The organism is Marinobacter salinisoli (assembly GCF_017301335.1).
Lineage (GTDB): Bacteria > Pseudomonadota > Gammaproteobacteria > Pseudomonadales > Oleiphilaceae > Marinobacter > Marinobacter salinisoli.
In genome coordinates this window covers 546,118-558,934 of record NZ_CP071247.1, presented here as the reverse complement: position 1 = coordinate 558,934, position 12,817 = coordinate 546,118, and the positions used below count along the sequence as shown (strand labels likewise).

Here is a 12,817-nt window from a genome sequence, read left to right as displayed (position 1 = left end):
ATGCCGGTTTAGCGACGCAGCTGAATCAGCGCTTCCACCCGACGGTTGGCGGCGCGGCCTTCCGGGGTGTCGTTCGGTGCGACCGGTTGCTGAGCACCGTAGCCGGTGGCACTGACCCGGTACTTCTCGACGCCGGAATTTTCAATCAGGCGCTCAGCCACCGCTTCTGCACGACGCTGGGACAGATCCTGGTTGTAGGCAGGGTCACCGCTGTCATCGGTGTGGCCGGCCACCTCAACGAAGGTTTCCGGGTTTTCCTGCAGAATCTCGGCGACCCGCTCCAGGTCGTCCTCGTAGACGCTGTCGATCTCGTCGCTGTCGAAGGCGAACTGAACGTCCACTTCGATGGTTTCAATGGTCTCGGTAATGCCGGAACAACCCAGCTCATCCACCTCGGCACCCGGCAGGGTGCTCGGGCACTGATCCACACCATCGACGACGCCATCGTTGTCGCCGTCGAACTCACAGCCCTGGCTGTCCACTTCGGCGGCCAGGGTGGAATCGGGGCAGGCATCGCGGTCGTCAGGAACGCCGTCCCGATCCCCGTCCGCGACCTCTTCGACCACGTTACGGAAGAAGGCCAGACTGAAGGACAGCGCGACCTGGGTATCGAAGGTGCTGTCGTCGATGCCATGGAATTCCCGCAGATCGGCGCGCAGCGAAATCATGTCGCTCAGGTTGTATCGGAAACCACCACCAATGTTGACCCGGGTTTCGTCGTGATTGCTGCCCAGGCTTTGCGGGCCGGTTGGGTCATCGCCGAAATCCGCGTGGCCACCACCGAAGGACAGGTAGGGGTTGAAGGCTTCTTCCGGGTCGGCGAAGTAGTAGGTGGCGTCGAGGCGGAGTTCGTCGAACTCGGAATCGCCCGGCGCATTTTTGCGGTCAATGTCGCCGCGGGAATACACACCCTCCAGAGCCCAGCGATCGGTGAAGCGGTACTCAATGCCAACGCCGTAGACGTCGCTTTCGCTCAGATCCCGCTTGTCGTCAAAATACTGGTAGGCCGCAAACGGGTTGATGTAGATGGTGTCCCGACGAACATCGGCCAAAGCCGCGGGCACAAGAGCAATTGCGATGGCTGCCACCGCACATGAGCGCATGATGTTCATGCGATACCTCCTGTTCTTTTTCGTAAGGGGACTGCGGGACTGCACCTGCTGGAACGCCGGTATTACGGAAATCTAGGTCAGAGGTTCGGAAAAAACAAAGTTCGCAGCGAAGTTTCCCGCGAGGTGTCCGGTGCCTGTACGGGTTTGCTGTTAACCCGGCGGATTCAGCAGGGTGAAGTAAAGATGTGCGCTCTTTTTGCTGAAGTTCAGGGTTTCGCCGGAGTCGAATCGAACTTCGAACGCGCTTTCGTCTTCACTCAGAACCTCGCCTGGGCCGAGAACGGCATGGTTCAGGCGTTTCTGGTGCCATAAAACGGCGCTTTCAGCGGCGCTGACGGCGGTCACGCCCTCGAGCGCTACCCCTTCCCGCTCGGCGTAGCGCAGACTGACCGGCGTCACTGGTGCGGCCAACTGGAGCGGGGCGTCGGACTGCCCGGCGCCATCGTCCAGCTGGCGCCCCAGTTCGGCCGCCAGGTCAAAGCAGAACTCCTGAACAAACCGGCTGGGGCCCTGGTCACCGTCCAGATGGGGCTGCTGGCTCACCGGTCGGCTGATCAGGTGCAGCTGCTGGCGGCAGCGTGTCATGGCGACGTAGAGCAGCCGGCGTTCGCTTTCCAGGAAGGCACGGGCATCCTCCTGAGCGCGCGGGCTGTAGGGGAGGTACTTTTCCTGCAGGCCGGGGATGATCACCTGCGGCCACTCCAGCCCTTTGGTTCGGTGAATGGTGGACAGCAACACGCCCGCTTCGCGTTTCTCGCCCGCCTGCTGCTTGAGGGCCCTCAGGTGGTCGAGGGCACCATTGACGTCCACGTCCAGGCCTTTGAGGTATTCCCGGAAGCCATGCACGGTATCGATGCGTTCATCGGCGCTTTCGTGGGTCAGCGCCAGGCTCCGGATGCCTTCGTACAGGTCGGTGTGCTCGGCGTACAGGGTAATCAGGCCAGACACCGGGCCCCGGTACTCGGTCAACCGCGCGAGGATCTCACCCAGCTTGCGCAGCTTGCGCCCGGCCATCGGTGTCAGGGCATCGAAGTCCATGGCCAGAAGCCGCTCGTGCCAGCCGCCGGCGAAGCCGGACAGGAATCGCGCCAGTTGTTCCAGTTCCGGCTCCTTGAGGCCGACATGGGGAAACCGCAGTAACTGCCGAGCGGCTTCCATGCGGTCTTCATCGGGCATCCGGGCCAGGCGTCCGGAGGCGACCTGCAGCAGGGCGGTCGTGGCCTGAACCTCCCGGCTGAACAGCGCGCCTTTGCCGGCATCAATGCGGTAGGGAATCTGTCGGGCCAGCAGTTTCAGTTCGATGGGCACGCTCTGGCTCCAGACCCGGAACAGAATGGCGGTGTCCGTCAGGGCAATGCCGTCGGTATTGGCCTGCTGCAGAATCCGGATCACGGTGTCGGCATCGTTGTCCGCCCGGTGCAGTTCGATCCCGGTCGCCGGTGTCGAGGGGTGCGCATGGCACAGCACATCCCTGCGACCGGTGTTATGGCAGATCAGGTGATTAGCCAGCAGGGCCACCCGATGGCCGTAACGGAAGGTGTAACTGAGGGTTTGTTCCAGCGGGCTTTCGAACTCGTCGCTGAAGCGTTTCAGAATGAACTCCGGCTTGGCGCCCCGGAACTCGTAGATGGTCTGGTCCGGATCGCCCACCACCGTGACACGGGCCCGGTCGCCGGCCACAAAGCGCAGTAACAGATGCTGGATCTCGTTGGTGTCCTGGTATTCGTCCACCAGGATCAGATCCATTTTGTTGCTCACCAGCCGTTGCAACGGCGGGTTCTGGTGAATGGCCATGACCGGCTCGTACAGCATGTCGGCGTAGCTGATGCGGGATTCGGATTTGCGCCATTGCTCGAAGCTGTGGAACAGGTCGATGAGGTACCGGTGCTTGTCGGCGTAGCCCAGTTCCTCGAACACCGTTTCTGCCGGCGACAGGGTGGTTTTCACCAGATCGATAAAGCCGGTGGCGGTTTCCACAAAGTCCTTCTTGTTGCGGCGGATCTCATCGGCAAGGTCCTCCGGCGCCAGCCGCCGGGTTAACTGCCACGCCTGATAGCTGATCTCCTGCTCGGTCAGGATTTTGTCTGAAAAACCCGGCAGGTAACCTTCTCGCACGAAACGCTTGTACAGCCGCAGCCCCATGGCGTGGTAGGTGCGGATCTCCGGCAGAGCCAGCCCTTGCCGATCGCACACCTGCTGCAGCTTGCGGCCAAAATCCTCTTTTGCACTGCGGTTGAACATCAAAACCAGCATGCGGTCCGGATCGTGCCCTTGCTCAAGCAGGTAGCGGATCCGCCAGGCCAGGGTGGAGGTCTTGCCGCTGCCGGCCACCGCGGTGATCACCGAATGCTCGTAGCCCGCGGTAATAATGGCGCGCTGTTCGTCGGTGAGAAAGTCGGGGAGCTCAGGCAGGGTGGGGGATCTGGATTCGGTTGGCATGGCCTCTATTGTACTGGCCAACTGGTAGTGCGGATACCTGTCCCGCATAATTGCACCGATTGAGAGTAACCCATGGCAGCGCAGGCCACCGACCATAGCGTTGGCGGTCCCTGGTCAGCAAAAAAAGGATGAGCAAGATGCAGATGTCCGAATCCGTGAACGTACTGGGAGAGCCACTGGAAACTTGCGGCAACGACCCCGTGACCGGTTTTTACCGGGATGGCTGCTGTAACACCGGCCCGGATGATCTCGGCTTTCATACCGTGTGTACCGTGGTAACTGAAGACTTCCTTGAGTTTTCCCAAGGCCGTGGCAATGACCTGAGCACGCCCCGGCCGGAATACGGGTTTCCGGGGTTGAAGCCGGGTGATAGCTGGTGCCTGTGCGCGGCCCGGTGGCAGGAAGCGTTCGAGGCCGGGGTGGCACCCCGGGTAAGGTTGCGGGCCACCCATCAGGCGACGCTGGAAATGTGTGAACTGGCCGACCTGAAACGACACGCGGTGGATCTGAGTTAATGCCGCACGGCGATCAAGAAACACCGGCACTCGAGCGCTGGTCGTCGTTTCAGGATCGCCTGAGCCGGCGGGGCGAGCGGCGCCTGGTGTTGGTCGAGGGCAATCGCGCCGAGGCGCTGGCCTGGCTGGCTGACGCCCTGCCATTGTTGCCCCGGCAGCCCGGTGTGTGGATTGGCCAGGCGCAACACTGCCCGGCCGATTACCTGACCGCACTGGAGCCGGCCCGCGCGCAGGAATGGCTGGGGCGCGAGCTGTCAGTTGTGGCCTGGGACGGCTGGCAGGGCAACCCGCCGGATGCGATCGCCGCGTTGTCCGGTACCTTGCGTGCCGGTGGCCTGTTCTTCTGGTTGATGCCGCCGCTGGCCCAATGGCCCGATTTTAACGATCCGGATTACGCCCGCACCGGCCTGGAATCAGGCTCCGGGCATCCATTCGCGGCGCGCATGGCGCGGATTCTGGCCGATGACCCAGCGGTTTTGCGTGTCGATGCCGGCCGCGCCAGCGAGTTCCGGTTGCCGGAGCTCGCTGAGCCGGAATCACCCTTTGCGGTGCAAACCACCGAGGATCAGCAGGCGCTGGTGAAGCGTTTGATTGAATGTGGTCTGGGGCGCCGGCGCAAGCCTCTGGTGGTGACCGCAGACCGAGGCCGGGGCAAGTCGGCGGCATTGGGCATGGCGGCGGCCCGACTGGTGCTGCAGGGTCGGCAACGTGTGCTTGTCTGCGCGCCGAATCCGGGCAATGTTGCAACCCTGCTGCACCATGCCCGCGAGACCCTGGCGGATGAATTGCTCGAGGCATCAGACCACGGGCTGACCACGCACGCCGGCGCGCAGATCCGGTTCCTGCCGACACGACAATTGCTCGCCGAAAAACCTGAGGCCGAGGTGGTCATGGTGGATGAAGCCGCCGCCATACCGGCCCCTTTGCTGAAACAGGTGCTGCTCGGCTGGCCCAGAGTGGTGTTTTCCTCCACGGTGCATGGCTACGAAGGCTCGGGCCGGGGCTTCGCGATCCGGTTCCGGCAGGTACTGGACCGGGAAACCCCGCGCTGGCAATCCGTTACCTTGAAAGCCCCGGTCAGGTGGTCAGCGCAGGACCCCCTGGAGCCGCTGATTGCCAGGCTGTTTCTGCTGGCGGCCGATACCGGGCCAGCACAGAGCGCGGCTGACAGCGCGTCTGCTGTCGTCATCGAACGCTGGTCGCCCGGTAGCGTCGAGGAAACCGAACTGGCCGTGGCCTTCGGTCTGCTGGTCAACGCCCATTACCGCACCACACCCGCCGACTTGCGTCAGTGGATGGATGCCCCGGACACCGTGAGCTGGCGGGCGAGCCAGGCTGGCAAGACGGTGGGCGTCCTGTGGGCAACCGTTGAAGGTGGCCTGTCCGCTGATCTTGCGGAGCAGGTGACGCTCGGCAAGCGGCGTCCCCGAGGGCACCTGCTGGCGCAGTCGCTGGCCAGTCACAGTGGCTTTCCCGAAGCTGCCAGCCAGAAGTGTCTGCGGGTGGTTCGCATTGCGGTGTCGGAGCAGGTCCGGCGCCAGGGGGTGGGGCAGCGCCTGGTGCAGGCGGCCGCACAGCATGTCGGCGTGGCGGGGCTCGATTCTCTTGGCACCAGTTTCGGTGGCAGTGCCGATTTGCTGACCTTCTGGCAGTCCTGTGGCATGCGGCTGGTGCGCGTGGGGCTGACCCAGGAAGCCAGCAGCGGTGAATACCCGGTGCAGATGCTGCGGGCCAGCTCGGCGGCTGGCCAGTCGCTGCAGGCGCGACTGCGCCAGAGGCTGGCCGAGCACTGGTTAACCCTGGTGCCGCTGGCCTGGCAACAGCTCGAACCGGAACTGCTGGCCGCCCTGACCGGCGATTTGCCGGCAACTCCGCAGTGTTCGGCCGACGATACTCGCGATCTGTCCAGCTTTGCCCACGGCCATCGAGGCTTTGTGCTGACCCTGCCGGTGCTGCGCAAACTCAGTCTGGAGCCCGGCGTGATGGCGTTGCTGGCTGGGCCGCCGGACCTGTCGCTCTGGGTGGCGGCGGTGTTGCGCCAGCGCCCGTGGGCGGAGTTACAACGGGATCGGTTGTGCACCGGCCAGCGCGATGGCGAAAACCGGTTGCGGGCTCTGGTCCGGCTGGTATTGGAGCAGCGCCCGGAGTTGTGACCGGCTCGATTTAATTGTTCCGATGCCCTCCGCAGAATAGATCCAGAATTCCCCATCGAGACTGACTGTTATGGCCAAGGGATCCGGCTTCCCCCTGCACCTGTTGTACGCTTTCGTCCTATCTTCACCCCTGTTCACCGGCTGTGCTTCCAATCAACCGCCAACCAATCTGACCCGGGAAATCGCGGCTGAATCGGCAACGCCGATGATTCGGGCGGCAGCCGATGGGCATTTGGCGCACGTGCAGGCGTTGGCGGAGTCTGGCGCGTCGCTCAATACCCTCACCGAGTCCGGCTCACCACTGATGGCCGCCGTTGAAGCCGGTCAGGATCGGGTCGCGCTGTATCTGTTGTCCGAGGGTGCTGCGCCGGACCTGGCGTCAGCCGATGGTGAAACGCCGCTGATGGTAGCCGCAGAGCAGGGTAGTCGGCGCCTGGTACGGTTATTGTTGTCGGCCGGGGCGGATGTGAATGCCCGGTCGGCCACGGGTGCCACACCGGTGATCCGGGCTGCGGAAGCCGGCAATCTCTCCGTGGTAAAGCTGCTGTTGGCGGCGGGTGCCAATGTCAACGTCAGCCAGGGTGGCGAATCTCTGTTGATGAAGATTGTCGGCAGTGGCGACATGCTGACTGCCGAGATGCTGCTGGCCGCCGGCGCTGACGTCAACTACGAGGCCGAAGGTGGCCACACCGCACTGGATGTGGCCCGGGCCCATAACAACCGTGATCTGGAAATGTTACTGATTCAGGCCGGTGCCGCGCTCTGAGCCGGGGTTTCAGTCCAGCGGCATCGGATCCTGCCCGTTGACCAGCGCCCGCTGGAAGTGGGCGTCGATCACGTCGGCGGGCACCTCGGCCACTGTGCTGTAGGACCACGCCGGCGCGCCCTGACGATCAATCAGCCGGGCGCGAATTCCCTCGGCCAGGTCACCTCGGCGGGCGCACTCGGCGGCCATGCCCAACTCCATTCGCAAGATATCTTTCAGCGACATCTGCTGCGCCTTTTGCAGCTGTGTCCAGACCAGCCAGGCCGACACCGGGCAGCCTTCCCGGAGGCTGCGCATGCAGTCGCTCCACCACGGGCTGTCGATCTCTGCCGACAGCAGCTGATCCACCACGGCGGGCAATTCATCGCCGGCGCTCAGGCGGGCGATGTCTTTCTCGTGCTGCTCCAGGTGACTCCTGGGCAGCGACCGGTAATCCGTCGCGGGCATCTGGTTCAGCATCCGGAACAGGCGGTTGTCGTCCGCGGCCGCTTCACCGGTCCAGCGCTGGTCCTGCAACTGGCCCAGCAGGGGCTCCCGGTCGTCCGGCTGCATGGCGATGTCAATCAGTCCGATGCGAATGGCATCGGTAATATTCAGACGGGCACCGGTCAGGCCCATGAACAGACCGATCCGGCCGGGCAGACGATTCAGAAACCAGCTGGCGCCGACATCCGGGAACAGGCCCACGGATATTTCCGGCATGGCGAGCGTGACATCCGGCATCGCCAGGCGGTAACGGCAGGCCGACAACAGTCCCAGTCCGGCGCCCATGGTGATGCCGTGGGCCATGCCCACGACTGGCTTGGGGAAACGGTGCAGGCTGTAAACCAGTCGGTATTCCAGGGCGAACTGTCGAATGGCCTGATCGCCAGCGGCGTGGGTAAGAGAATCGTGCAGATCCCGCAGGTGGCCCCCGGCGCAGAAGCCCCGGTCGCCCCGGCCCTGCAAAACCACGAGGCAGATACCGTCGTCGTCGGCCCACCGGTCCAGTGTGCCCTGGAATTCCGTGAGTGTGTCCTCGTCGAGCGCATTCAGGGTCTCGGGTGCGTTCAGCGAAATCAGACCAAGACGGCCTTCCATGCATTCGATTTCCTGTACATCTACCGACATCAGGTAAGTCTCCGACGTGTTGAAACAATCTGGCTTTGGCGGCGGTCCGTAACAACACTGTGTCCTGTAAAACAGGACAACGGGGCGGAACCGCATCCAGGACCTTGAGCCGGCACGTTTGGCTCTGAGGGCCACTGTGCTATAAGTGCTAAACAGTTTACAGTTCGGCAAGACGTGCCGGAATGCAAACACCACCAAAGGACGATGAGAGGGTAAAGACAATGACAGTGAAACACTACGCCATGGTTGGACTTTTCACGCTGGGTACGGCCGTTTCCGGAGTGGCGGCTGCCGCTGACGTGGAAGCTGGCAAGGCAAAGGCTGCGGTATGCGCCGCGTGTCATGGGCAGAACGGCATTGCCCAGATCCCGACCTACCCGAATCTGGCTGGCCAGAATGAGCAGTATCTGGTGTCTGCCCTCAAAGCCTACAAGAACAAGCAGCGTAGCGGCGGGCAAGCCGCCATCATGCAGGGCCAGGCCGCTGCCCTGAGCGACACGGACATCGCCAACCTGGCGGCTTACTACGCCAGCCTGCCGGCCGGCGGCAAGTAAGCGTGTTGCCATCGTCTGCGGGCGGCTCAGGCCGGCCCGCCGACGATTCGATAGCAGGGCTGGTAGCCAGTGGTGCCCGGTAACTTCATCCGGTTCTGCGCCACAAACTGTTCCAGCATGGCCTCCAGCGGCTCGATCAGCGTGGGGTCGCCGGCAATCTCAAACGGGCCCTTCTCCTGCACCTGCCGGATGCCATTCTCTTTCACATTCCCCGCCACAATGCCGCTGAACGCCTTGCGCAGATTGGCGGCAATCAGATGTGCCGGCTGATCCCGGTGTAACTCCAGCGCCCGCATACTCGCGTGGGTGGGTTCAAAGGGCAGCTGGAACACCGGATCGATTTCCAGCATCCAGTTAAAGTAGTACGCGTCCTGCATGGCCCGGCGGAAGGTGCCGACATCCTTCATGCCCTGTTTCATGGTCTGGGCGACCCGGGCCGGGTCGTCGATGATGATTTCGTACTTGGCGGCCGCTTCGTCACCCAGGGCATTGCGGATGAACTTGTCGATCATCTCGAAGTATTCGGCATTTTCCTTCTGGCCGGTGAACACCACCGGGAACGGCAGGTCGGCGTTGTTGGGGTGCAACAGAATGCCCAACAGGTAGAGGATTTCCTCGGCCGTGCCCACCCCGCCCGGGAATACAATGACACCGTGTCCGCTGCGGACGAACGCCTCGAGGCGTTTTTCAATGTCGGGCATGATCACCAGTTCGTTCACGATCGGGTTCGGGGCCTCGGCACCAATGATGCCCGGCTCGGTAATGCCGATGTAGCGGCCGTTCTTGATGCGTTGTTTGGCGTGGGCAATGGTGGCGCCTTTCATCGGTCCTTTCATGGCGCCGGGGCCGCAGCCGGTGATGATGCTCAGCCCGCGCAGGCCGAGCTGATGGCCAATCTCCTTGCTGTACTGGTACTCTTCGTGGCCAATGGAGTGACCACCCCAACAGACCACCAGATCGGGCTGCCGGCCGGGTTCCAGCACCCGGGCGTTGCGCAGGATGTGGAACACCACGTTGGTGATATCGTCCGGATTGTCGCGGCGAAAGCCGGATGCCGTGTCCGGCATGGAATGCAGGTAGACGATATCCCGCAGGACGGAAAACAGATGCTCACGGATGGCACGCAGCATTTCGCCATCGACAAAGGCGTGGGCCGGCGCGTTGATCAGTTCGAGTTTCAGGCCCCGGGGCTGAGGCACCAGCCGAACGTCAAAGTCGGCATGGGATTCCATCAGGGCTTTACAGTCATCGGTTTCGACACCGGTGTTCAGCACCGCCAGGGCGCACTGCCGGAACAGTCGGTAAAGGCCCCCTTCGCTGCGGTCCTTGAGGCGGTTAACCTCATGGCTGGAAAGGATTTCAAGGCTTCCCTCGGGGGATACCAGGGCATTGATAGTAGGTTCGCGCATGAACGGAACTGCTCCTGACGATCGTTGTTGTAGCGGGCATGGTTGCCGGATTGGTTAATATTTCGGCAATGCCTGATTTTGATGCATGCATCCCTGAGGATACACTACGGCCTCTTTTCATTATTAACCACTCTACGTTCTGATTATGAAACTTCTTATTCGTCCCGCGTCGGAAGTCGCGATCAAAAGCAAACCCGTTCGTCGACAGCAGATGCGCCAACTGCGTCAGAATATCCGTAAGCTCCTGACCCGGATCAATCCAGACATTGTCGTGGAGGGCAGTTGGGACAGAGTGGATGTCGCGCTCCCCGAACAGCAGGGCCTGCTCGGTACCGTACTGGATACCTTGCTGCGTATTCCCGGCATCTCGACCATCCAGGAAATTGCCGCCTTTCCGTTCGTGGACATGGACGACGTGGGGGCGAAAGCTGTCGAGGCGTTTGCCGACCGGCTCGAAGGCAAGACTTTCGCGGTGCGGGCCCGACGCCACGGCGAGCATGCCTTCCGCTCCATCGATCTGGAGCGCAGTGTCGGTGCGGCCCTGTTCGCGGGGGCCAGTCCGGCCGGTGTGGACCTGAAAAATCCGGAGGAAGAGGTCCGGATTGAAGTGGGGGACGACGAATTTCATATCGCGCTGCGCAAACATCGGGGGCTGGGTGGCTACCCGCTGGGCAGCGTGGAAACCGTCATGACGCTGATCTCCGGAGGCTATGATTCGTCCGTGGCCGCTTACCTGATGATGCGGCGCGGTCTGCGCAACCACTATCTGTTCTTCAACCTGGGCGGCACTGCCCATGAGGTTGGCGTTCGCCAGGTCGCCCATTACCTGTGGGAACGCTACGGCGCCACCCACAGCGTCAAATTCATTTCCGTGCCCTTCGAGGGCGTGGTCGCGGAAATCATGCGCTCGGTGAATCATCGTCACTGGGGCGTGGTGCTCAAGCGTCAAATGCTCAAAGCGGCGGCGCAGATTGCCAAGGAATATAACGTGGCCGGCCTGGTCACCGGCGATGCCGTTGCCCAGGTGTCCAGCCAGACGCTGACCAACCTGAACGTGGTCGACCGCGCCAGTGACGAAGTGGTCTTGCGCCCCCTGGTGGCGATGGATAAGGAAAGCATCATCGACATTGCGCGGGATATCGGTACCGAATCCTTCGCCCGTAACATGCCGGAGTACTGTGGGGTGATCTCCCAGAAGCCGGTTACCCGGGCCAGGTTGTACCGGGTCGAGGCGGACGAGGCGGAGATGGATCCGTCGGTGCTGCAGCAGGCCATCGAGACCCGCGAGGAAACGGCCCTGAGCCGCTTGCTGGATTCGGTCCGCACACCGGAAGAGGTGGAGCTGGTCCAGACTCCCGGGCTGGATGATGTGATCATTGATGTCCGCCACCCGAACGAGGGCGATCAGTCACCCCTGATGCTGACCAACAACCGGGTCATGCAGATTCCGTTCTACGAGCTGAACGAACAGGTGGCGAATCTGCCCGACGACCAGCAGTACCTGCTGTACTGCGATCGCGGCACCATGAGCCGTATGCACGCCGGCCACCTCAAGGCCGACGGCTACGACAACATCAAGGTGTATGCTCCGGCGTCCTGAGGCGTCAGGCGAGCATACCCCGGAAGAACTGCTGGACGTTCTCGTTGAGGGCGTCCAGGTCATACCCGCCTTCCTGAACCACCAGCGTGGGCAGCCCCAGGTGGTCGATCTGCGTGCTCAGGCGCCGGAACCCTTCCGACGACACTGACACCTTGGCCTGTGGGTCGTTCTTGTAGACATCGAAACCCAGCGCCAGAATCAGGGCATCGGGCTGGAACAGCCGGATCGCCGCCAGTGACTCCTCCAGTTTGGCGAAGAAATCGTCTTCGGACGCGCCATGAGGCATGGGCAGGTTGATGTTGTAGCCGAAGCCGTCGCCTTCTCCGCGTTCGTTTTCAAAACCGGTCACCACCGGATAGAAGTTGGTGGGGTCGCCGTGGATGGACACGTACAGCACATCGCTGCGGTCGTAGAAGATTTCCTGAATACCCTGGCCGTGGTGCATGTCGGTATCGAGAATGGCAATGCGCGGGAACCGGCGTTTCAAGTGCTCGGCGGCGATCGCGCAATTGTTCAGGTAGCAAAAACCGCCGGCGGCATCCCGCCGTGCGTGGTGCCCGGGTGGGCGGCAGACGGCGTAGGTGTGACGCTCGCCGGAAATCAGGGCATCGGCCGCGCCCAGGGCAGTTTGGGCAGACCAGTAGGCCGCCTTCCAGGTGTTCTCGCCAATCGGGCAGCTGCCGTCGGCCTGGTAGCGGGCCGCCTCGGCCAGAATGCCGGTCAGGTGGTTGGGAGAGCGCACGAAAATATTGGAAATCACCTCGTCGCCCCAGTCGTCCATCTCCTTCCAGCGCCGATGGGCCGACTCGAGAAATCGCAGGTAACCAAGGTCATGCACCTTGGAAATCGGGCCCGCACCCTGGTCGGACGGATGCAGCACCGGAATCCCCATTTCCCTCAAGCCTTCCAGCATGTGTCCGGTGCGATCCGGTACCTCCTGCGGCTGTCGCATCTGCCCACGGGTGAAGTAGGTCTTGGGAATGTGCTGATCCTGTGCAGGATGAAAAAACGCTTTCATAACTCCGACCTCCTTGGTTTTCCTGACTCCGAGTATAGGCGTGGGTCAACAGGTATCAAAAGCCTCGTCGGCGACTTTACAGCCCCTGCCTCAGCATCCACTATGGAAGACACGAGGAATCAACGCAACTGCGTCCCCGAG

10 protein-coding genes are annotated in these 12,817 nt (G+C 62.4%); 5 read left to right on the top strand and 5 right to left on the bottom strand.

From position 1 onward, the window contains the following. Nucleotides 1-8: 8 nt before the first annotated feature. Both LPB19_RS02580 and LPB19_RS02575 read right to left on the bottom strand, forming a co-directional pair. The gene (locus tag LPB19_RS02580; protein WP_206644566.1) at nucleotides 9-1,112 is read right to left on the bottom strand and encodes an OmpA family protein; all 1,104 of its coding nucleotides are present in this window, start codon (nucleotides 1,110-1,112) and stop codon (nucleotides 9-11) included. Nucleotides 1,113-1,262: 150 nt separating this feature from the next. Next, nucleotides 1,263-3,599 carry an ATP-dependent helicase gene (locus LPB19_RS02575; RefSeq protein WP_206644565.1) on the bottom strand — a complete coding sequence of 779 codons (2,337 nt, stop codon included), beginning with the start codon at nucleotides 3,597-3,599 and terminating at the stop codon, nucleotides 1,263-1,265. Nucleotides 3,600-3,688: 89 nt separating this feature from the next. Between LPB19_RS02575 and LPB19_RS02570 the strand changes: the two genes are divergently transcribed. The 3 genes from LPB19_RS02570 to LPB19_RS02560 all read left to right on the top strand — a co-directional run bounded on the left by LPB19_RS02570 (nucleotide 3,689) and on the right by LPB19_RS02560 (nucleotide 6,985). Continuing rightward, complete coding sequence (locus LPB19_RS02570; protein ID WP_206644564.1) at nucleotides 3,689-4,066, top strand: DUF2237 family protein; 378 nt, start codon at nucleotides 3,689-3,691, stop codon at nucleotides 4,064-4,066. Beyond that, on the top strand, nucleotides 4,066-6,219 hold the full coding sequence (locus tag LPB19_RS02565) for a tRNA(Met) cytidine acetyltransferase TmcA (RefSeq protein WP_206644563.1): 2,154 nt from the start codon (nucleotides 4,066-4,068) through the stop codon (nucleotides 6,217-6,219). The genes LPB19_RS02570 and LPB19_RS02565 overlap by 1 nt, the downstream gene beginning before the upstream one ends. A 70-nt stretch (nucleotides 6,220-6,289) precedes the next feature. Next, on the top strand, nucleotides 6,290-6,985 hold the full coding sequence (locus LPB19_RS02560) for an ankyrin repeat domain-containing protein (RefSeq protein WP_206644562.1): 696 nt from the start codon (nucleotides 6,290-6,292) through the stop codon (nucleotides 6,983-6,985). A gap of 9 nt (nucleotides 6,986-6,994) precedes the next feature. Here LPB19_RS02560 and LPB19_RS02555 read toward each other — a convergent pair whose 3' ends face one another. Further along, entirely contained in the window at nucleotides 6,995-8,095 is a 1,101-nt protein-coding gene (locus tag LPB19_RS02555; RefSeq protein ID WP_206644561.1) for an enoyl-CoA hydratase/isomerase family protein, read from the bottom strand. A gap of 221 nt (nucleotides 8,096-8,316) precedes the next feature. Between LPB19_RS02555 and LPB19_RS02550 the strand changes: the two genes are divergently transcribed. Further along, nucleotides 8,317-8,649, top strand: a complete 333-nt coding sequence (locus LPB19_RS02550; protein ID WP_206644560.1) for a c-type cytochrome — start codon at nucleotides 8,317-8,319, stop codon at nucleotides 8,647-8,649. A 26-nt stretch (nucleotides 8,650-8,675) separates the two neighbouring features. Here the strand turns inward: LPB19_RS02550 and ppnN are convergent, their stop codons facing one another. After that, a complete protein-coding gene (gene ppnN / locus LPB19_RS02545; RefSeq protein WP_228289185.1) occupies nucleotides 8,676-10,058 on the bottom strand; it encodes a nucleotide 5'-monophosphate nucleosidase PpnN in 1,383 nt (460 codons plus the stop codon). 145 nt (nucleotides 10,059-10,203) lie between these two features. Here ppnN and thiI point away from each other — a divergent pair, with 145 nt between their 5' ends. Next, nucleotides 10,204-11,658 (top strand): tRNA uracil 4-sulfurtransferase ThiI, encoded by a 1,455-nt coding sequence (gene thiI, locus LPB19_RS02540; RefSeq protein WP_206644559.1) that lies wholly within the window; start codon nucleotides 10,204-10,206, stop codon nucleotides 11,656-11,658. A 4-nt stretch (nucleotides 11,659-11,662) separates the two neighbouring features. Here the strand turns inward: thiI and LPB19_RS02535 are convergent, their stop codons facing one another. Further along, nucleotides 11,663-12,676, bottom strand: a complete 1,014-nt coding sequence (locus LPB19_RS02535) for a histone deacetylase family protein (protein WP_206644558.1) — start codon at nucleotides 12,674-12,676, stop codon at nucleotides 11,663-11,665. Nucleotides 12,677-12,817: the final 141 nt, after the last annotated feature.

Excerpts from the sequence above, each read along its gene's own strand:
- ppnN (WP_228289185.1), bottom strand. The coding sequence starts at position 10,058 with ATGCGCGAACCTACTATCAATGCCCTGGTATCCCCCGAGGGAAGCCTT.
- LPB19_RS02535 (WP_206644558.1), bottom strand. The coding sequence starts at position 12,676 with ATGAAAGCGTTTTTTCATCCTGCACAGGATCAGCACATTCCCAAGACC.
- thiI (WP_206644559.1), top strand. The coding sequence starts at position 10,204 with ATGAAACTTCTTATTCGTCCCGCGTCGGAAGTCGCGATCAAAAGCAAA.
- LPB19_RS02580 (WP_206644566.1), bottom strand. The coding sequence starts at position 1,112 with ATGAACATCATGCGCTCATGTGCGGTGGCAGCCATCGCAATTGCTCTT.
- LPB19_RS02555 (WP_206644561.1), bottom strand. The coding sequence starts at position 8,095 with ATGTCGGTAGATGTACAGGAAATCGAATGCATGGAAGGCCGTCTTGGT.
- LPB19_RS02550 (WP_206644560.1), top strand. The coding sequence starts at position 8,317 with ATGACAGTGAAACACTACGCCATGGTTGGACTTTTCACGCTGGGTACG.
- LPB19_RS02560 (WP_206644562.1), top strand. The coding sequence starts at position 6,290 with ATGGCCAAGGGATCCGGCTTCCCCCTGCACCTGTTGTACGCTTTCGTC.
- LPB19_RS02565 (WP_206644563.1), top strand. The coding sequence starts at position 4,066 with ATGCCGCACGGCGATCAAGAAACACCGGCACTCGAGCGCTGGTCGTCG.
- LPB19_RS02570 (WP_206644564.1), top strand. The coding sequence starts at position 3,689 with ATGCAGATGTCCGAATCCGTGAACGTACTGGGAGAGCCACTGGAAACT.
- LPB19_RS02575 (WP_206644565.1), bottom strand. The coding sequence starts at position 3,599 with ATGCGGGACAGGTATCCGCACTACCAGTTGGCCAGTACAATAGAGGCC.